General features: G+C 70.6%; 13 protein-coding genes. 3 read left to right on the plus strand and 10 right to left on the minus strand.

Features of this window, described 5'->3' with window-relative positions; all coding sequences use genetic code 11:
• Positions 1–10: 10 nt before the first annotated feature.
• Positions 11–325, minus strand: coding sequence for a DUF5955 family protein (locus ABZ833_RS11990; protein WP_361044543.1), 315 nt, complete (start codon positions 323–325; stop codon positions 11–13).
• 210 nt (positions 326–535) lie between these two features.
• Between ABZ833_RS11990 and ABZ833_RS11995 the strand changes: the two genes are divergently transcribed.
• Both ABZ833_RS11995 and aceB read left to right on the plus strand, forming a co-directional pair.
• A complete protein-coding gene (locus ABZ833_RS11995; RefSeq protein WP_361044546.1) occupies positions 536–1,135 on the plus strand; it encodes a nucleotidyltransferase family protein in 600 nt (199 codons plus the stop codon).
• Between the two features lie 226 nt (positions 1,136–1,361).
• Positions 1,362–2,981, plus strand: coding sequence for a malate synthase A (gene aceB / locus ABZ833_RS12000; protein WP_361044549.1), 1,620 nt, complete (start codon positions 1,362–1,364; stop codon positions 2,979–2,981).
• Between the two features lie 115 nt (positions 2,982–3,096).
• Here aceB and ABZ833_RS12005 read toward each other — a convergent pair whose 3' ends face one another.
• From ABZ833_RS12005 to ABZ833_RS12015, 3 genes are read right to left on the minus strand one after another with little or no spacing between them, the layout of a single operon-like run.
• Positions 3,097–4,002: a HipA family kinase gene (locus ABZ833_RS12005; protein ID WP_361044846.1), complete on the minus strand. Its 906-nt coding sequence runs from the start codon at positions 4,000–4,002 to the stop codon at positions 3,097–3,099.
• Positions 4,003–4,053: 51 nt separating this feature from the next.
• Entirely contained in the window at positions 4,054–5,550 is a 1,497-nt protein-coding gene (locus ABZ833_RS12010; RefSeq protein WP_361044552.1) for a cytochrome P450, read from the minus strand.
• Positions 5,547–6,500, minus strand: a complete 954-nt coding sequence (locus ABZ833_RS12015; protein WP_361044555.1) for an SDR family NAD(P)-dependent oxidoreductase — start codon at positions 6,498–6,500, stop codon at positions 5,547–5,549. The genes ABZ833_RS12010 and ABZ833_RS12015 overlap by 4 nt, the downstream gene beginning before the upstream one ends.
• A gap of 132 nt (positions 6,501–6,632) precedes the next feature.
• Here ABZ833_RS12015 and ABZ833_RS12020 point away from each other — a divergent pair, with 132 nt between their 5' ends.
• Complete coding sequence (locus ABZ833_RS12020) at positions 6,633–7,112, plus strand: nuclear transport factor 2 family protein (protein WP_361044558.1); 480 nt, start codon at positions 6,633–6,635, stop codon at positions 7,110–7,112.
• 46 nt (positions 7,113–7,158) lie between these two features.
• On the opposite strand, the gene ABZ833_RS12025 is transcribed toward ABZ833_RS12020, so the two are convergent.
• The 6 genes from ABZ833_RS12025 to ABZ833_RS12050 form a co-directional block, all read right to left on the minus strand.
• Positions 7,159–7,578: an ester cyclase gene (locus ABZ833_RS12025; RefSeq protein WP_249586880.1), complete on the minus strand. Its 420-nt coding sequence runs from the start codon at positions 7,576–7,578 to the stop codon at positions 7,159–7,161.
• 80 nt (positions 7,579–7,658) lie between these two features.
• Complete coding sequence (locus tag ABZ833_RS12030) at positions 7,659–10,070, minus strand: KR domain-containing protein (protein WP_361044562.1); 2,412 nt, start codon at positions 10,068–10,070, stop codon at positions 7,659–7,661.
• Between the two features lie 66 nt (positions 10,071–10,136).
• Entirely contained in the window at positions 10,137–16,217 is a 6,081-nt protein-coding gene (locus ABZ833_RS12035) for an SDR family oxidoreductase (RefSeq protein ID WP_361044564.1), read from the minus strand.
• Between the two features lie 60 nt (positions 16,218–16,277).
• Positions 16,278–17,741, minus strand: coding sequence for an acyltransferase domain-containing protein (locus ABZ833_RS12040; protein ID WP_361044567.1), 1,464 nt, complete (start codon positions 17,739–17,741; stop codon positions 16,278–16,280).
• Positions 17,742–17,816: 75 nt separating this feature from the next.
• A complete protein-coding gene (locus tag ABZ833_RS12045) occupies positions 17,817–19,166 on the minus strand; it encodes an NAD(P)/FAD-dependent oxidoreductase (protein WP_361044570.1) in 1,350 nt (449 codons plus the stop codon).
• 61 nt (positions 19,167–19,227) lie between these two features.
• The gene (locus tag ABZ833_RS12050) at positions 19,228–20,691 is read right to left on the minus strand and encodes an MFS transporter (protein WP_361044572.1); all 1,464 of its coding nucleotides are present in this window, start codon (positions 20,689–20,691) and stop codon (positions 19,228–19,230) included.
• Between the last annotated feature and the right edge of the window lie 13 nt (positions 20,692–20,704).

The raw sequence follows: 20,704 nt of genomic DNA on the forward strand, positions 1-20,704 counted from the left end.
GACGGCCTTCTTACCTGGCCCCCGGCTCCCCGAAGAGCTCCACCGCGCACCGCACCGCCGCGAGGCCCGCGGCCAGCGCGCTGACGGAGCCGATCGCTCCTGCGACAAGGAGCAGCGACCGCCGCAGCCTCGGCACCTCCGGGGCGCCGCTCAGCGCCATCGCGGCCAGTGCCGCGAGCTCGTCCTCGGCGATGCCCCGGTCCGGGAACTCGACCGGATGCGCGGCGAGCTCACGGCGCAGCCGCGACACCGCGGTGCCCAGCTCCGCGACTCGCGGATCCTCATCACTGCCGGTCACTTGCCTCTGCCCCACGCTCCGCAACACAGCTCTCCCCCTCGCACGACGTCGTGCGCATGTTCTCGTGCAGATCTTGCCGACCCCACGACGGCGTTGGTCAGACGCCTGGGGGCCGCGGGCCAGTAAACGCCACGGGAAGCAGGACGCGCCACTTTCTGGCCGGAACACACCGCCCCGGTCGCGGAAGGCCCCTCCGCCTGTCGCGACTGGGCGCGCAGGGTGCGGTATGCAGGAGCCATGACGAATCCGATGATCGCCGGGCTTCTCCTCGCGGCGGGCGGCGGGCGGCGCCTCGGCGGCCGCCCGAAGGCGCTCCTCGACCACCAGGGGCGCCCCCTCGTGGAGCACGCGGTCCGCGTACTGCGCGAGGGCGGCTGCACGCGCGTGCACGTGGTGCTCGGCGCGGACGCCGATGTCGTACGCGAGAAGGCCTCGCTCCCCGGCTGCGTACTGATCGACAACCCCCAGTGGGCGGAGGGGATGGGTTCGTCGCTGCGGGCGGGCCTCGCATCCCTGCGCGAGGATGCCGCCGAGGCCGACGCCGCGCTCGTCTCGCTCGTCGACCAGCCGGGCATCGGCCCGGCCGCGGTGGCCCGCGTCCACGCCGCCTACCGCTCGCCCGCCACCCTCGCGGCGGCCGCGTACGACGGGGAGCGCGGGCACCCCGTGCTCTTCGGCTCGGACCACTGGGCGGGCATCGCGGCGAGCGCGGTGGGCGACCGCGGGGCGCGCGCCTATCTGAAGGAACACTCCGCGCAGATAGCCCTGGTCGAGTGCGGGGACGTGGCCCAGGCGTACGACATCGACACACCCGCCGACCTGATCCACCTTGAGTGACCGGCATGGCACTCAGCGACACGTTCTGTCGATGAAGAGAATCTCGACATCAACAGACGATTGAACTTCCACTATGAGGAAACTAGTATCCACTGTTCAGAAGCACCCGTTCCCTCAAGTGGGGCCCACGGCCGTATCTCGGCTCCGGTGGCACTGAGTGTCACTGCGAATGCCCGGCGGTCGCCAAGGCACCACCTGTGAAGCTCGCTGAAGGAAGTGACAGCTCATGTCCGCACCAGCGCAGTCCCCGCTGGCCATCGTCGACGCGGAGCCTCTGCCGCGGCAGGAGGAGGTCCTCACCGACGCGGCCCTCGCCTTTGTGGCCGAGCTGCACCGGCTCTTCACGCCCCGCCGTGACGAGCTCCTCAGCCGCCGCGCCGAGCGCCGCGCCGAGATCGCAAGCACCTCCACGCTCGACTTCCTTCCCGAGACCGCGGCGATCCGCGCGGACGACTCCTGGAAGGTGGCGCCGGCCCCGGCGGCCCTGAACGACCGCCGTGTCGAGATCACCGGGCCGACCGACCGCAAGATGACCATCAACGCCCTGAACTCGGGCGCCAAGGTCTGGCTCGCGGACTTCGAGGACGCATCGGCGCCCACCTGGGAGAACGTGGTCCTGGGCCAGCTCAACCTCACCGACGCCTACGAGCGGCGCGTGGACTTCACGGACGACCGCACCGGCAAGTCGTACGCCCTCAAGGACGCCGACGAGCTCGCCACCGTCGTCATGCGCCCGCGCGGCTGGCACCTGGACGAGCGCCACCTGCAGTTCGAGGGCCAGCCGGTCCCCGGCGCGCTCGTCGACTTCGGCCTGTACTTCTTCCACAACGCCAAGCGCCTGATCGAGCTCGGTAAGGGCCCGTACTTCTACCTCCCGAAGACGGAGTCGTACCTGGAGGCCCGCCTCTGGAACGACATCTTCGTCTTCGCGCAGGACTACGTCGGCATCCCGCAGGGCACCGTCCGCGCCACGGTCCTCATCGAGACGATCACGGCCGCGTACGAGATGGAGGAGATCCTCTACGAGCTCCGCGACCACGCGTCGGGCCTGAACGCGGGCCGCTGGGACTACCTCTTCTCCATCGTCAAGAACTTCCGTGACGGCGGCTCGAAGTTCGTCCTGCCGGACCGCAACCTGGTGACGATGACGGCCCCCTTCATGCGGGCGTACACCGAACTGCTCGTCCGCACCTGCCACAAGCGCGGCGCGCACGCGATCGGCGGCATGGCGGCGTTCATCCCGTCCCGCAAGGACGCGGAGGTCAACAAGGTCGCGTTCGAGAAGGTCAAGAACGACAAGGACCGCGAGGCGGGCGACGGCTTCGACGGCTCCTGGGTCGCGCACCCGGACCTGGTCCCGATCGCGATGAAGTCGTTCGACGCGGTCCTCGGCGAGAAGCCCAACCAGAAGGACCGCCTGCGCGAGGACGTCTCCGTGGCCGCTGGCGACCTGATCGCCATCGACTCCCTCGACGCGAAGCCCACGTACGACGGCCTGGTCAACGCCGTCCAGGTCGGCATCCGCTACATCGAGGCCTGGCTGCGCGGCCTCGGCGCCGTCGCCATCTTCAACCTCATGGAGGACGCGGCCACCGCCGAGATCTCGCGCTCGCAGATCTGGCAGTGGATCAACGCGGGCGTCGTCTTCGAGAACGGTGAGAGCGCCACCGCGGACCTGGCCCGCACGGTCGCCGCCGAGGAACTGGCCGCCATCCGCGCCGAGATCGGCGACGAGGCCTTCGCGGCCGGCAAGTGGCAGCAGGCCCACGACCTCCTCCTCCAGGTCTCCCTGGACGCGGACTACGCGGACTTCCTGACGCTCCCGGCCTACGAGCAGCTGCGCTGATTTCCCTGCGGAGTTCATGACGAGGCCCCCGGCACCGCACAGCGCCGGGGGCCTCGTCATGGGCGCCCCGTCAGGGGCGCGGGCAACCGCGCGCCCAGCCACAAACGGCCCGCAGCTAGCCGATGTGCCGCGACCAGTCCTGTTCGGCCGCAGGCTTCCCATGCAGATCGGGCACCCGCTTCAGCCAGGCCGGACGGCCCTTCTCGGTAGCGGCAGCACGCCGGGCATCGGCAGCCGCGAGCTCACCCCGGCTGGGGAAGTCCCTGGGCAGCCACGCTGCGGAGGAGCGGACACGGGCCAGCAAGAAGGCCACGTACGCCTCCCGCACCTCCGCGGGGGACGCGAACCCCGGCTCGGATGCCAGCCACGCGTCCGGCACCAGGGCGACGATCTCGCGGAGTGCGGCCTCCGTGACAAGCGGAGCCAGTTCCGCATCTGCGGCAACCGTGTCCGGTCCATAGCCCCCAAGGGCGTGATGGCGGAAGTCGTACGCCTTGTCGGGCGCCGTCGCGCCCCAGCGGTGGTGGAAGACCAGAGCCGCCCCGTGGTCGATGAGCCACAGCCTCGGCGGCTGGATGCCGAACGTGGGCCAGACCATCAGGTTCGAACTGTGCACCGTGCGGTCGACGTTGGCGGTGAGGGCGTCGAGCCACACCACCTTGCCCGCCTCCAGCGGGTCCACGTCCAGCGCCTCGGGGGTGAAGTCCTCGGCACCCGGCAGGAGGTCCATGCCGAGGTTGAGCCCGGCGCTGGCGTGCAGCAGGTCCTGGACCTCCTGGTGGGGTTCGTCCACCGCTACCGCCGGGTCGAAGTGGACCAGGACGAGCTCAGGGAAGCGCAGACCGAGGCGGCGGGCCAGTTCGCCGACGATGATCTCGGCGACCAGCGCCTTGCGGCCCTGCGCGGAGCCGGTGAACTTCACGACGTACGTCCCCAGGTCGTCGGCCTCGACGACGCCGGGCACGGAGCCCCCGGTCCGCAACGGGTTCACATACCGGATCGCAGTGACTTCTCTGAGCACTTCCCCAGGTCTGAGCACTTCCCCAGGCTATAGGGCGTCACCACCTCGTCATCAGCCGCCCGAGCCGCCGGTGACCGGGCACTTCTGCGCGGCCTCGGCGGTGTCGTGCCCGACCGGAGCCGTGGCCGTGGGTGCGGGCGCGGGCGCAGTGCGGCTCCCCGCTCCCCTGCCTTCGCGTGCCGTCAGGCGCACCATGACGTCCTGCAAAGGCCGCAGCGAGATCACCGGTGAGCCGTACTGAAGGGAGTGGCCCGGGATCATGCTCAGCTTGAACCGTTGGTTGATCATCGTGACGATGGTCCGCAGTTCGAGCAGCGCCATGGTGTTGCCGATGCACTGGCGCGGCCCCGCGCCGAACGGGAAGTAGGCCATGCGCGGGCGTTCCTTCACGGCCTGCTCGGTGAAGCGGTTCGGGTCGAAGGCCAGCGGGTTGTCCCAGTGCGACGGGTTGTGGTGGGACACGAGCGGTGACAGGAGGATCGACGAGCCGGCTTCGATGTCGTAACCGCCCAGACTGTCCGCCTCGACGGCGGCCCGGGGGAAGATCCAGATCGGCGGGTGCATCCGCAGGCTCTCGTCCACCACCATCCTGGTGTACGTCAGCGCGTCCGTGTTCTGCCGGTCCGGCAGGCCGCCGCCCAGGACCTGAGCGATCTCCGCGTCCAGCTCCTCCTGCACGGGCGGGTGGTTGGCGATCGAGAGCAGGGTCCAGCACAGCGACACCGCGGTCGTCTCGTGCCCCGCCAGGTAGATGGTCAGGAGCTCGTCGCGCAGCTCCTGATCCGTCCAGGGCTCACCGGTGACGGGGTCCTTTGCCTGCTCCATCAGGGAGATCAGTGAACCCTCGCCGGTGCGCCCGTAGTTCTCCCGTACATCGGCGACGATCTTGTCGAAGACGCGGTGGATGCGGGCGATCTTGTGCTTGCGGTCGGTCGGCAGCCAGGACGGCAGCATCTCGGACGGCGTACCGCGCCGGAACATCACCTCGACCACGTCGTCGACGATGTGCTTGAGCACCTTGGACGAGGGCTTGATGTCGTAGGCGAACAGCGAGCGGCTGAGCGTGATCAGGGTGAGCCTGAGCATCTCGGTCATCAGGTCGACGGGCTCGTCGCGCGCGGCCTTGGCCTCCCACTCGTCGAGCATCTCGTTCGTGGCGGTGACGATGTTCGGGACGATGTCGAGGATGGTGTTCTTCTGGAACGCGGGCTGGACCGCCCTGCGGTGGCCGCGCCAGTAGTCTCCGTCCGAGGTGAGAAGGCCCTTGCCCATGACGACGCTGAACTGCTCGTACAGCGGGCCGCGCACGTAGTTTCCGTTGTTCTTCACCAGGACCTGCTGCACCGCGTCGGGCCCCGTGACCTGATGGACCGTCATCGGGCCGAGCCTCATGCGTACGGTCTCGCCGTAGTCGCGCTGCAGGCCGAGAAGGAACTCGGCGGTGTTGCGGCGCCAGGAACCGAGGCTGCCGAGCAGCGGGACTCCCTTGGGGCCGGGAGCGCGGGCGGCGCCGCGGGGCGTGGTGGCGGGGGCCGTGGTGGCGGTCATCGGCGTTCTCCTTCGTGACGGGGCTGCGGGGACGGGGGCGTTGTCCTGCGGGCTTCGCCGATCGGGGTGGCCGCACGGGCGCCGCGGCGGGCCTCGTCGCGGGGCACCGGGAACACCCGCCGCACGAAGAGGTTGTCGAAGACGACGTCCGGAGCGAGGCGGCGCAGGAGGAGGGTGCTGCGGGCGAGGAACCCGACGGGCCTGCGGGCGCTCGGGCGGGCGCTGCGGACCGTCCGCTCCACCACCCGGGCGACGTCGTCGGCCTGGATGGCGAAGGTTCCCGCCAGGCTGCGGCGGCTGCCCGTGTAGATGGCGTCGAAGTACTCGGCCGTCTGCAGGCGGAACGCGTCGTAGTCCTTGCCCGCGGACTTGAAGTTGGCCACGTAGGTGGCGCCGAAGTCGGTCGTGCGCACCGGTCCCGGCTCGATGAGGACGACCTTGACGCCGAAGTCCGCCACCTCCAGGCGCAGGGCGTCGCTCAGTGCCTCGACCGCGTGCTTGGACGCCTGGTAGAAGCCACCGCCGGGGACCGCGTAACGGCCGAAGATCGACGAGATGTTGACGATGGTTCCGCGCCGCGCGGCCCGCATCGCGGGCAGCACGAGCTGACTGAGGCGGGCGAGCCCGAACACATTGGTCTCGAACTGCCGCCGCATGTCGTCGAGTCCGGCCTCCTCCACGACGCCCGACATCGCGTATCCGGCGCTGTTGACCAGGGCGCCGACCGAGCCGTGTTCGGCCTCGATGAGGTCGACGACCTCACGCATGCTCGCTTCGTCGGTGACGTCAAGGCGCAGCGTCCGGATGCCTTCGGCCGCCAGGGGGGCAAGGGTTTCCGGCCTGCGCGCCGTGGCGTACACGGTCAGACCGGACCGGTGCATCCGCAGGGCGCAGGCGCGGCCGATCCCGGAGGAACAGCCGGTGATGAGCACGGGCAGGGGGGTCGTCATCCCACTCTCCTATTCTCCGCCCCGATCATCGCGGTATATCTCCGTACGGGGCGCCGTGGTATCAATTGAAGCGTCAGCGGAAAATAATTCTGAGGGCTGTGAAAAACGGCCCGCATGTTCGGGAGGCAGTTCATGTATCACCGAATCGTCGCCGCCAAGCTCCGCGGCGCTTTTGCCGATATCAATGCCGGGAACTGGCAGTCCATGGTGGACACGCTGGCACCGGATTTCACTTACGTGTTCTACGGCGAGCACGCTCTCTCCGGCGAGCGGCACACGGTCGAGGCGATGAGCCTGTGGTGGCAGCGGGTCTTCAGGCTGATTCCCGACGCCGGTTTCGAGCCGCTGGAGATCATCATTTCCGGCGGCCCCTGGATGACCAAGGTGGCGACCCGCGTACGCATCGGCGGGCCGCTGCCCGACGGCACGCGCTACGACAACGTGATGACCCAGTTCATGTATCTGAAGTGGGGCAAGATCACCGAGATCCACACCCTGGAGGACACCGTCGTCCTCCAGCGGGCGCTGGACTCCATCGCCGCCTCCGGCAACGCGGAGGCACACGCCGAACCGATCACCGACGCGTACGCGCGCTCCGTCCGTCAGGGCTGACGTCGCACGCGGGCCCCGGCACCCTCGGGTGCCGGGGCCGGTGGCTTCACCCCAGGGCGCCCAGCTGCTTGGCGAGGTCGAGTCCGTCGAGGGAGAACCAGCTCTCGACGATCTTGCCGCCCTCGAAGGCGTCGATCACGATGCCGCTGACGGCGAACTCCCGCCCGATGGCCGGCACGCCCTCGTAGGGCTCCCCGGTGTGGGTGCCGCGCGCGGTGAACCGGCTGACGACCTTCTCGTCCTCCAGGATCCAGTCGTCGACCGTCACATGGAGGTCGGGGAAGGACGCGCGCTGGAGCCGCACCCACTCCTTGAGGTGCTCGACGCCCTCCTTGCCGTTCGGAGCCGTTCCATGGCTGATGTGCTCGTCACCGGCGCCCTCGTAGATCACGTCGAGGTTGCCCTTGTTGAGGCACTCCTCGTAGTAGCGCTCCAGTACGGCCTTGTTCTCCAGCAGATTCGACATGTGCACCTTCCCTGATTTCCGTGCGGTTCATTTCTTGCATTATTTTGATCGGTGCTGCATTCCGGTTCCCGAAAGGGCGGTCAGCCGTTCCCGACCGGCCCACGCAGGCCGGAAACGGTCATGACAGGAGCCCCGGATTCCGAATTCTTCACTCGCCATACACCGAGGGCCGGATCCCCTTCGATGAGGGAATCTCCGCGCTCATCGGAATGGAGTGCGATACGGCCGATGACCAAGGGGTTTTTCGCGACCGAGACACCCTCGCCCTGGCTGGCGCAGGCCCGGACCACGTTCTCCAGGGCGGAGACGGAAAGCGCCGTGCGCGGTGCGTGGAGCGTCGCCCACAGATCGTTGGGGACGCATGGCCGCACCACTGCGGTCAGGCGGCCGTCCGAGCCCTCGGACCAGACGGCGGCGGGCACCACCGACGCACGCCAGCTCAGCAGCGGCGGGCCGGAGCGCCATACGGTCGTCGGCTTCACGTCGCGCCGCGGCGGGGTGGGTGAGCGGGTGTCGGCGGAGTCGTGGACGACGCGCAGGCTCGCCTCGCCGGCCCCGGGCCCGTCCCCGGCGTCCGACGCCCGCCGGAACCTCACCGTGACCACCCAGGTGTCCCCCTCGAAGGAGCCGCTCACCTCCCGCTCCCACACGGTCGGTCCCGCGTCGAGCCGCAGCAGGTCCAGCGGTACGACGACCTCCTCGATGGACCCGGCCCGCAGCACCCGGTAGTCCTCGGGGACGATCCACTCCGCGCCGCGCAGCGCACTCTCCAGGAGAACGCTCACGGGGACGGCCGCCGTGCCGTCCACCAGGAAGTCGCCGAGGACCGGCGCCCGGTCGGGGTCGAACGTCACCTGCGACACCATGCGGACGTGCGGTTCGTACGTGGTCACCTCTCCGAGGTGGAAGATCCGCGGATAGGTGCCGGTGAAGCCGGGCAGGTCGGGCACGACGGGGTAGTCGGTCGCCTGGCCGGGGCTCATCGCCCTGCCGAGCGGCCCCACGAAGGTGACCTCCCCCTCGGATCCCGCCCGCAGCTCGGCCTGCCACTTGGCGAGTCCTTCGGTGATGTCGATGGCCGCCATGTAGCGCAGCGTCGCCGAGAAGTTGGAGATCAGACCGATGCGGTCCCAGGTCGGCCAGGCGAGCGTCATCACGGGGAAGTCCGCGCGGCGTCCCGCCCACCGGCCGAGCCGGGCAAGACCCTCGTTGGCCGCCGCGTACTCGAGCTGGCCGACCATCCCGCCGAGCCGCCCGGTGAGGGAGCCGACGCTGCAGAAGAACTTGAGCCGGTGTTCCCGCACTTCCTCGAAGAGGTTGAGGAAGCCCCCGATCTTGGTGCGGACGGTCCGCAGGATCTCGTCGTCGCTCTTCTTGGGCAGCCTCGCCGCGGTGTCCACGCCCGCGTTGTGCACGACCCCGGTCAGCGCGTGGCCCTCACGTGCCAGGAGGGCGCGCACCTGCTCCAGGTCGGTGAAGTCGCACCGGGCGTAGTCGACGCGCAGCCCGGCGGCCCTGGCTTCGGTGATGTTGGTGGCGAGTTCCCACAGGCGGCGGACGCGGGCGATGTCCCGCCTGATCCCGGTCGGCGTCGCCCCCTGCCGCAGCCCGGCCCACAACTCCTTCTCGTACGCCTTGCGTTCGCTCTCGCCGACGCCGAACCACGGTTCGTCACCGGTGGGGAATTCCTCCCGGCCCGTCACCACGACCCGCAGGCCGTAGGTGGCGGCCAGCGAGCGGGCCAGTTCCCAGCCGATGCCCCGGCCGCCGCCCGAGATCAGTACGCAGTCGTCGGGGCCCAGCGGGACGGCGGGCTCCCCGGCGTCCTTGGCGACGGGGGTGAGGGTCAGCCGCTGTCCTTCGCGGTGGCCGACCTCCAGCTCGCCGGGCCTGCCCAGTTCGGCGGCGACGATGCCCGGCAGGTCCCGCACGGCGGTCAGGCTCGTGTCGACGACGCGTGCGTTGCAGTTCGGCAGTTCGCGGTGCAGCGTCTTGGCGAGACCCGCCCAGATGCCACCGAGCGGCTGCGCCAGGTCGTCCTGCGGGTGGTGGCCCATCCCGCCGCCCAGATAGGTCACGGCCAGGTAGTACAGGCGTCGCGCCGATGTCTCGCCGGACCAGTCCTCGTAGTGCTCGCGCAGCGCGGCCACCGTCTCCAACAGCGGCTCGCGCCAGGCTTCACCGGGGTCGGCGGACGCGGAGCCCACGGTCAGGTCGACGATCGCGTCGACGGCGCCGTCACCGGTCCCGGAGGCCTCCGGGTGACGGCGGACCAGGGCTCCGTGCCCGGTCAGTTCGCGCGCCACGGCTGCGGCGGTCTCCCGGTCGCCGCCGAGCAGCAGGACCCGCATCCCCCTGAGCCGCGCGGGGTCGGCGGTGGGCGCCGGCAGGGCGGTGAGCTGCCATTCCATCCGGCTCACCGCCTGTACCGGAGCGTTGCCCGCGTCGTCGGCGGACACCGGCGGGGACGGCTGTTCGCGTACGGACGTCATGCTGCGACTCCTTCCTCGTCGGTCATGGACTGCGGCGTCTCGTCAGTCACGGTCGGCCCCGTCCCGTCAGTCACGGTCGGCCGCGACGGCCTCGCCGGTCCGGGCGTCGACATAGCCGATCAGCGTCGCCTGCATGTCCTTCATCTGCAGGACCATCCGGCCGTCAGGGCGGGACGCGACGAACCGGTTGTCGACCAGGTCCGCCGACAGGTCGAAGCCCGGCGGCGTGGCATACAACTCGATGGCCTCGTCGGATCCGGACAGGGACAGGTCGTTCGTGTCCTCGTACAGGTCGATGCGGCGGATCGACAGCGGTGCCGCGACGGGGATCAGATGGCCGTCGACGAGGTCGAGGACCCCGACCCGGGCCAGGCCGTCCAGCAGGATGCTGGGGACGGTGAACCGCTGCCACGTCGGGTCGTCGGCGGGCAGCGACAGGGCGTAGCGGCCCCGCTTGCCCTTGGGGTGGATACGGGTGTCCGTGGTCGACACGAACGGACCGGTGAGCTGCACCGGCGAGCCGGGCTGGTGGTAGGGATCGGGTACGGGGGTGTCGTCCGCGGTGTCCCACGCCTCCCAGTGCGGGGCGGCGGGGAGTGCGTCGGCGAGCAGGACCCGGGCCGTGAAGTGCACCCGGTCCTTGATGAGTACGACGCCGGTCGGTGAGACCACGTCCTCGGTGATCCGCACCTCGACGGCGGTCGTGGAGCCGTCGGACGCGGCGATGTGCGCGTACAGCCGCTTGGGGGCCGTCGGCAGATCCCGGTAGACGCGCAGGAAGTGCTCGAACCGCAGGTCCTCGAAGGCGACGACACGCTGGTCCGGGACCAGGTACCGGGCGGCCTCCGCGGCCATTTCCGTGACGAACGTACCCGGCAGGGTCGGCTCGCCGCGCACCGTGTGGTGTTCCAGATAGCCGTCGGTGTCCAGGTCGAAGCGGCACTCGAACTCGGCGGACGTCGCCGTCGACCCGACGACCCGGCGCAGGAAGAAGCCGGGCTCCGGCACGGCGGGAGCCGCGTCACCGGCGGCCGGGTCCCGCGTGAGGTAGCCGGGGTAGAACTCCTCGACGGTCGCGCGTTCGGCGTCCCCCAAGTGCACGAGGGATGCCCGCCGGACGGGCGCGTGCAGTTCCTGCACGAAGTGGTGGACGCCCTCGGCGACGGCCATGCTGCTGTAGGAACCGGCCCGCTCGTAGTACGCCTTGGTCAGTTCGTTGGCGCCCATGCCGACACCGGCCCACAGCGTCCAGCCGACGGTGAACTCGTCGAGCTCCGTGGTGGCCGCCGCGTAAGTGGCCGCGCTGCCCAGGAAGTCGTTGGCCGACGCGTAGTCGGACTCGCCGAGCTGCCCGAAGTACCCGAGCAGGGAACCGAAGTTGCACCAGGTGCGGGGCGGGGCGTCGCGCAGCGCGTACTTGAGGTTGAGATACGACTCGACCTTCAGGTCACGGATGGAGGTGAACTCCGCGAAGTCCTTGTCCTTGATGAGCGCCGAGCGCTGGAGCCCGGCGGCGTTCACCAACAGGTCGATCCGGCCGTGTTCCTGGAGCACCGCACCGATGGCCTTCTCCACCTGGGCTCCGTCGCGCATGTCGCACTGCACGTAGCTGACCCGGCCCGCGCCGCTGTGCTCCGCCATCGCGTCGAGGTTGTGGCGGGCGTCCCTGGCGTTGAGCATCCGGTCGAAGGACTTGTTGAGGTCCGCGACCGACGGGCGCTTGCCCGCGCCGCTGCCCTTGCCCTTCGTCTTTCCCTTGCCCCCGCCCTTGCCCTTGCCCTTGGCGAGTTCCGCCTTGATGTAGGCCGCCCGGCCCGCCGCGAACTCCTCGTCGCTGCCTTCGAAGACCGACGGCGGGTAGCTGTCCAGGTCGTTGCTGCCGAACACATGGATACGGGGGCCGAACTCCGCGGCCACCGCCTTGAGCACCTCGGCGGTGATGCCCCGGGCGCCGCCCGCGACGACGACCACGGAGTCCCGGTCGAGCACTGCCGGGGTGGAGGCGTCCAGGGCGACCGGCTCGTCGTGCAGCCGCGGAGTGCGGCGCACCCCCTCGGCGTCGACGACGACGGGGAAGTCCCGGTGCGCCCTGCTCTCCTCCTCCACGCGCCGTGCCCCGTCGGCCACTTCGGTGGCCGAGGTGAGGAGCGCGAAGCTGGTGCTGTCGGTCAGTTCGCGTCCCGCGCTCTTGAGCAGACCGGTGAACAGGCCGGAGTAGGGATGCGGGGTGCCGCCGGGTACCGCGTCGAGGAACAGCATGACGACGGTGGACTCGGCGGTGGAGAGACCTGCGTGGGTCTGCTGGAGTGCCAGGTACGTCGCGTCGTGCAGGGCGAGCACGGGCGCCGAGCCCTCGGTGAGCGGCTGCCCGGCGGGCGCGGAGGCGCCGAGGCCTGACAGGACCCGCAGGTGCGCGACCGGTCGCCCGGAGTCCGCAAGGGCCGCACGGACGGCGTCGGGGGTGACCTCGGGCAGGTGGTGCCAGCCGGGCCGGGGGGCCGTGAGCGGGGTGGTGGACAGCACGGTCAGCGCGGTGCCGGGGTCCACCGCTTCGGCCAGCGGGCCGGGTATGTCGGTGACGACGAGGGCGCCGTCCGGCAGGAACGCGATGGGCTCCCGCACCTGCCGGGCCGGTGTCTCGTCGAGCACCGGAATCTGGCGGCGCACCCGCAGAGGGGCGCCTTCCCCGGTGTGGGTGTCCGACACGAAGCTCGCCGGCAGGGTGCCGGTGACGCCTGCCCCACGTTCCTCGCCCTGTTCCGGGCCGGGGTCGGCGGGGCCGGGGACGGTGAGCCGCAGCCGGGCGCCAGGTGCGCCGCCCGTCTGGTCGCAGGAGACCTCCACCGTGCCCGCGGGCCCGTGCAGGGCCTTCAGTACGGCAAGACCCCCGGCGGCGCCCAGGTAGCGCGCGTGCTCGGGCTCCGTGCACCGGACGGAGTCCCTCGCGGATGCGGTGCCGGTCTGCGCGGCGGCGCTGCCGAGCGGCTCGTCGACGTACGCGAGGACCGGCAGGCCCTCGCGCTCGGCCCGCTCCTCGGTGGTGAGGGCGAACAGGAAGGCGCCCTCGGCGAGTTCCCGCTGCTGCTCCGGGAGCAGGCCGCCGATCAGGGAGCGGTACTCGGGCAGGCTGTTGCCGTTGATGCCGCCGGCCAGCGCGAAGTCCAGCTCGCCGGTGCGCAGGTAGCGTCCGGCCGACGTGATCGACGACAGCGCGGAGGCGAATCCCGAGTCCATCGTCATGTTCGGGCCGTGGAGGTCGAAGTAGTTCGCCACGCGGGCGGAGATGATGTTGGGCATCTGCCCGGGGAACGCGTCCTCGTTGGACTCCGGGATCATCGACCGGACCTGCTCGCGCAACCGCTCGAGGACCTGCCCGGCGGCCGGTGATCCGGCGAGCGGCGAGTCGGCGACGGCCTGCCCGATGTCGTCCAGGTAGCAGCGGTTCGCGTACAGCATGGCGGCCCGGGTCGGACCCATGTGCCCGACGAACACACCGGTGTTGTCGGCCTGCTTGCCCCAGAACTCGGGCATCTGGTCACGGAGGCGGTGGGCGCACTGCAGGATCATCAGCTGGCACCGGTCCAGGGCCCTGATGGTCTTGGGCGGCAGCCGGACCTCGTTGAACGGCGGCGACGGATAGGCGGCGCCGAAGCTGTCGAGCGGCGGCTTCCCGCCGGCCAGCCAGCCCGACACCTCGTCGCGGTCCGTCAGGCCCGGCAGGTGCGAGGACCAGCCGACGATCACCACCCGGCTGTCGGGATCCGGCTTCTTGGTCGCGGGGATCGTCCCGGCGGGAGCCTCCAGCGCCTCCGGCGCCTCCACCTGGGGGGCTTCCACCTGGGAGGCCTCTACGCGGGGCTGGTTCTCGGCGACGATCAGGTGCGCGTTGGTCCCGCCGAAACCGAACCCGGAGACGGCGGCGAGCCGGGGCCGGTCACTGCGCCCGGACCACTGCTCGGCCTTGAAAGGGATGTCCAGCTGTGTCTCGGCGAGGCGGAAGTCCGCGCGGGGGTTGGTGAAGCGGAACTGGCCGGGGATGGTCTGCTTCTCCAGGCCCTTGAGGTTCTCGATGAGCGAGACGACACCGGCCGCCCAACCGGTGTGCCCGATGAGGGACTTGTTGGAGGTGACCGCGGTCGCCCGTGCCGTGCCGAAGTGTTCCCGCAGGGTGGAGAACTCCGCGAGGTCACCGGCGGGGGTACCGGTCGCGTGCGCGTTGATCCAGTCCACGTCGTCGCCGTCGACGTCGCCGTTCTCCAGCGCGCGCCGCACGGCGAGGCTCTGGCCGGCCGAGTTCGGCGCGTAGATCGCCTTGCCCTTGCCGTCCGACGACGAACCGAACGCCCGCAGTACGCCGAGCACTTGGTCGCCGTCCTCCTGGGCCTTGCTCAGCCGCTTGAGTACGACCAGGGCGGCGCCGTCGGCGAAGATCACACCGTCGGCCGCCTCGTCCAGGGAGTGCACCTCACCGCTCTTGGACAGTCCCTGGAGCTTGGAGAAGAGCACGGTGCCGCGTGGCGCCAGGGCGAAGGCCCCGCCGCACACCGCGATGTCCTGCTTGCCCATCAGCAGGCCCTTGGCCGCGATGTCGATGGCGTACAGGGACGAGGAGCACGCGGTGTCGACCATGTGGAGCTCTGTGGACGACGGCAGGATGCCCTGCATGGCCAGCTCTCCGACCCGGTGCGGCAGGAACCGGGAGGGGTTCTGGCCGCCGCGCCGGTAGCGGCCGGCGAGGGATGTGTCGATGCCCCCGCGCAGCTCTTGCCGCTCGTCGTCGGAGAGCGCCAGGTCGTCGATGATGTCGTGCGTCATCCTGGTGACGCTGTCGAGGACCCCGGCCTCCTCCAGGTGCTGGCTGCCGTCCGGGGTGTAGCCGACGACGAAGGAGCAGTTGTCGGTGTCGGTGCGGCGGACCCCGTCGAGTGCCTGGACCAGGCTGTGGCGCAGCCACTGGGTGGTGAGCTCCTGGTCGTCGGCGCTCCCCTCCATGCCGTCGAGGGCGCCCTCGACGGGCTCGAAGCCGGTGATGAACACGCAGCGGTCGGCGTACGCCTTGTCCTCGGCGTCGGTGTCCGCCGAGTGGAAGCTCTCGTGCTGCCAGCGGTCCTCGGGGACCTTGACGAACAGCTCGTCCCCCGTCATGCGGAGCTTCCAGAACTCCTCGGGGCTGTTCGCCCCGGCGACGGCGAGACCCATGCCGACGACGGCGATCGAGTCGTCCCCGAACTCCGCCTCCGAGAACTCCGCCGCTGAGAACTTCGCCTCCGGGAGCGGTGCTTCAGCTGCCGGCTCCGGCGCACCTGCCGTGACCGACGGCGCCTCCGCGGGCCGGTCCTCCACCACGCGATCCACCACCCGGTCCTCCGCGGGAGGCGAGAGCAGGGCCGCGCCGAGCGTGAGGCCGCCGTCCGCGAGGACGACCTGGCCGGTGATCCAGCGGGCGTCGTCGGAGGCGAGGAAGGCCACCACGGTGGCGAACTCCTCCGGCGTGCCGAGCCGCCCCCATGGCGTGGCCCGGGCGATGACGTCCTGCATCCGGGCCGCGTCGGGGAACTTGTCCGCCACCTCGCTGCTCAGCATGGCCGCGGACGCCGTGTTGACCCGGATCCCCAGCGGCGCCAGCTCCACGGCCAGATACCGGGACGCGGCCTCGGCAGCGGCCTTCGCCGGTGCGCAGGCCAGGTAGTTGGCCATCACCATCTGGGAGCCGCCGAGTGCGGAGACCGTGACGATCGAGCCGCCACCGCCCCTGGCCATCAGCGGTGCGGCGGCGCGCGCACAGCGCAGCCCGCCCTTGTAGTTGATCTCGATGGCCTTGTCGAGGTGCTCGTCGGTGACCGAGTCCGCCGGCAGCAACGCGCCGTCGGCGGCGCTGTTGACGAGGATGTCGAGCCGGCCGTGCAGCCGGTCGATCTCCGCGAACATCCGGTCGACCTGCTCCTGCCTGGCCACTGAGGCGCGGACCAGGTCGACCCGGTGGCCCTCCGCGGTCAGTTCGTCGCGGGTGGCCTTGGCCTGGTCGTGGGAGTGGAAGTAGTTGAGGACGATCGCGGCGCCGCGCGTGGCGAGTTCACGCGCGATCGCCTTGCCTATCCCCTTCGATCCGCCGGTGACCAGGGCCACCTTGCCTGTGAGGTCGTTCATGGAACACGTGCCCTTCTGGAGCCGGGAGGACGAGCGGAAGCAGCGGGACGAGGGGCCCCGTCAGCCCGCCGCGACCGCCTCCCGGCCGGACAGCTCCGAGACCACGAAGTCGACGATCTTGTCCATGGTGTTGTAGTTCTCCAGGCGGAATCCGGCCTCCCGCGTGGGCAGGCCGTACTGCTTGGAGGCGCGGGCGAGCAGCTCGACCTGCTTGACCGAGTCGACTCCCAGTTCGGCCTCCAGCTGGACGCCGTCCTCGAAGACCTCCTCGGGGTACTCGAGGGCCTCGGCGTACAGGGTCCGCAGCTCGGCGTGGATCTCGGCACGGTCCGGCGCCCCGGCGGACGGGGCCGGAGCCGAGGGTGCGGCGGGAGCGGCCGCGGGCCGCGGGGTGAAGGAGCCCAGGTCGTCGGCGATGCGCCGGAGCACCTCGTCGCCGTGCTCGCTCCAGTACGCCTCGAACACGTCGGTGGGCACCGTGGGGGCGAGCAGCTCGGCGAGGCCCGGGGCCCCGGTCGCGTCGGCGAGGCCCGCGTCCCGCAGGATCCGCAGGGTGGCGTCGAGCGCGAGGCCGCCGTCGGCGTCGATCGAGAACGAGGACAGGGCGCGTACGTCCGAGCCCTTGGTCAGCCGGACGACGAGCTTGGACAGGGCGGCCCGCCCGCCCGCTTCCACGAACGTCGTGACACCCGCGGCCTGGAGATGGCGCACGGCCGCCGCGAACCGCACCGGGGTGACGAAGTGCTCGGCGAGGCGGTCGGCCAGCGCGTCGTCGGGCTCGTAGTACCGCTGGAGGATCGGCGAGTACACCAGGTGCCGAAGGGGGTGCTGGTCCAACTTGCCGACGTAGGAGGCGAATTCGGGTACGGCGGGGGCGAGCGCCGGGGTGTGGAAGGGGAAGGGGGTGTCGATCTCGATGGCGCCGATGCCCAGCTGTCCGGCGATCGCGATCACCCGGTCGAGCGCTTCGCCGGGACCGCTCACCACGGTCTGCTCGTCGTGGTTCTCGGTGGCGACGGCCAGCATCGGGTCGTCGAGGAGGTCAAGGAGGCGGCGGGCCCGGTCTGCGCCCGCCGAAAGGGCCACCATGCGGCCCTCGATGCCGTTCTGCCGCTGGATGACCGCCACCCGCTGGGCGACGATCCGCACACCGTCCTCGACGGAGAAGGCCCCGGCGGCGACGAGTGCGGTGATCTCGCCGAGGCTGTGTCCCGCGAGGACGTCCGGACGCACTCCCTGCGCGTCCAGGATCTCGTACGAGGCCAGGCCGGCGGCGTAGATGGCCACCTGGGAGGCCCATGCGTCGTCGTTGAGGAGTTCTTGCAGATCGGTGTCGTGGTCCCCGAAGAGCACGTCGGTTATTCGGCGCGAGAACAGGTTCATGGTCTCCGCATCGATACGCTCGAAGACCTGCCTGACCTGCGGGTACTTCTCCTTGGCCAGACGCAGGGCCGCGCCGTCGAAGCCGCCCTGTCCGGGGAAGAGGAAGGTGGTGCGCAGGTCCGTAGAGGTGTGGACGGTCATGATCGTGCCTCCATGCTGGTGGTGAGGTGGAGAGGGTTGGGTACGCGCGGGATCGCGCTACGGGGCGGGCCCGGCTCAGGCCAGGTACTGCCCCATGGGCCCGAGGTTCTTCGCCACGAGGCGGTCGGCCGTGCGGGTCGCGCCGGGCAGGTGCCGGGGCAGCCCGCGCGCCAGCCAGCGCACCATGCGCAGTTTCCAGCCGGGACCGGCTCCGGGCTCCAGGTGGTCGAGCAGGGCGTGGATGCTGGCCGGTGAGTAGAACTCCGCCGGGTGAACGATCGTGGCGAACATGCCGACCATGTCGCGGCCGTGCGTGGGGCTGCGGTTCATGGCCTGGATGAACGCCAGTTCCTCCCGGGAGTGGTTCGCGATCGTCGCGTGGTCGCGGGTGTAGCGGTAGTGCCCGGTGACCAGGGCGTCGCGGTCACGGGCGTACCCGGCGAGTGCGGCCTCCAGCGGTTCGCCGCCGGACAGACCCGACTCGATGGCGGCGGCGAGGAGTTCGGCACCGCGGAGCCCGTCGGTGATCCCGGCGGCGGTGATCGGGTCCCGGGTGTAGCCGGCGTCCCCGGCCAGGGCCCAGCCGGGGCCGTGCGAGCGGCGCAGGAAGTTGGGTACGGACCCGGTCATCCAGCGGTCGACCCGCTTGGTCGCGCGCAGCAGCTCGGCCCGCTCGGGGTCCACCTCGTCGAACGCGGAGATGACCGTACGGTCGCGGTCCTCGTCGCTCGTGGCCTTGAAGTCGGCCACCGGCAGGGCCACTCCGACGATGGTGAGCCCGTCGTGGGTCGGCCAGGTGAACGCGTGCTTGCCGGCGTGGCGATAGGTGCGGACCCGCCCGTCGTGCGGCAGGCCCTCCCAGTACGACCAGTGGCTCTTGTTGAGCACCGGGTGGGCCTCGTACTTCGGTGCGTCGAGGAGCCGGGCCACGGTCGAGTTGGAGCCGTCGGCGCCGACCACGACGCGGGCGTGTTCGACGACGGGGGTACGGTCCGACGTCTCCCCCCGCACACCGGTCACCGTGCCCGCGTCGTCGGTGACCAGCTCCCGGACCGAGACGCCGGAGCGCAGTTCCGCACCGGCCTTGACCGCAGCGTCGAGGAGGATCTGGTCGAGCCTGCTGCGCTCCGGCGAGTACGCCTCGCCCACTCCGTCCACGGCGGGCAGCCGTGCCATCAGCTCCACCGGTCCGCTGCGCAGCCCGTACTCGGTGATGGGCGGGCAGCCGGTGGCCGTCAACTCGTCGAGCAGGCCCCAGCGTTTGAGGCGCAGGATGCCCGGCGGGTGGACGAGGTTGGTCGCGGCTGCCTTGCCGCCCGGGAACACGGCCCGGTCGAGCAGCAGGACCTTGTGGCCCGCCCGGGAGAGCAGCATGGCCGTGGAGGCGCCACTGATCCGTGCGCCGACAACTATTGCGTCGTACATCTCGACTCCCTGCCAGTGGCTGGTCGACTGCGGGCGATTACGTGCCGGGGTCCGGGGGCCGTCAGCGCCGCGAGGGCTCAAGGAGGTCCGCCGGGTCCGTCCTTCCGGTGTCCGGGCGCTCCTCTTCCTGCCACGCGGAGTTGTTCTCCTTGGACCGGCGCGGTGCGGTGAGGATGGCGACGCAGCCGAGGGCGGCGATTCCGGCGCCGATCCAGGTGGCGGGGACAAGTCCGTCCACGAAGTTCTGCGGCGACGCGTATCCGCCCTGCGCGGTGAACACCGACGTCAGTACGGCCACGCCGAGAACACCGCCGAGCTCCCGGAAGGTGTTGTTGGCTCCGGAGGCGATGCCCTGGTCGCGCGGGGCGACGATGTTCATCGCCATCTCGGCGACGGGCGCGAAGAAGAGACCGAGCCCGATGCCGCCGAGCACGAGGCCGGGGACCTGGTCGGCGTATTCGGTGTGCACCTCGGTCACCATGGCGAGCCAGCCGAGACCGACGGCTTCGAACAGCAGACCCGCGGCGACCACGAGCCGGTTGCCCAGACGCCCGGAGAGCAGAGCGGTGAGCGGGGCGACAAGGACCGGCATCGCGGTCCAGGGCAGCATCCGCACACCCGCTTCGAGCGGCGAGAAGCCCTGGATGTTCTGCATGAACTGGGTCAGCAGGAACACCAGACCGAACATGGCGGCGAACATCAGCAGGCTGGCGGAGTTGACGGCGCTGAACGAACGGTTGCGGAAGAGCCGCATCGGCAGCATCGGATGGCGTGTGCGCAGCTCCCAGAGGACGAAGGCCGCGAGGATCACCGCTCCGCCGATCAGGTAGGGCAGCACCTGGCTGCCGCCCCAGCCGTACTCGGTGGTCCGTACGAGGGCGAACACCACTCCGAACATGCCGAGGCTCACCAGGACGGTGCCCACCGGGTCGAGCGTGCTCTGCGGGTGCTTGCTCTCGGCGAGCTTCCACAGGCTGAGGGCGAGGACCACCACGCCGATCGGCACATTGACCCAGAAGATCCACTCCCAGGAGATCTTCTCGACGACGGCGCCGCCGATGAGCGGTCCGAGCGCGACGGCGAGTCCGCTCAGAGCACCCCAGATGCCCAGCGCGATGGCGCGCCGCTTCGGCGGCACGGCGACGGTGAGCAGGGTCAGCGTCAGCGGCATGACGATGGCGGCGCCGAGGCCCTGCACGGCTCGGGCGATGATCAGCTGCTGGGAGCTGTCGGCGAGGGCGCATCCCGCCGACGCCGCGGTGAAGATGACGAGCCCCACCACGAACATCCGGCGGCGGCCGAATCGGTCACCGGCCGCCGCACCGGCCATCAGGAAGACCGCGAAGGACAGGGTGTAGGCGTTCACCGTCCATTCCAGGTCCTGGAGGCTCGTGTCGAGGGACTCCTGAATGGCGGGCAGGGCGGTGATGACGACCAGGTTGTCCAGCGCCGCCATGAAGACGGCGAGGCCGGTCACGATCAGGGTCCACACGGCATGACCGCGTGAACTGGACCGACTCGACATACAAATCCCTCCG

Origin of the sequence: Streptomyces sp. NPDC047525, assembly GCF_040643025.1 — a bacterium.
Lineage (GTDB): Bacteria > Actinomycetota > Actinomycetes > Streptomycetales > Streptomycetaceae > Streptomyces > Streptomyces durmitorensis.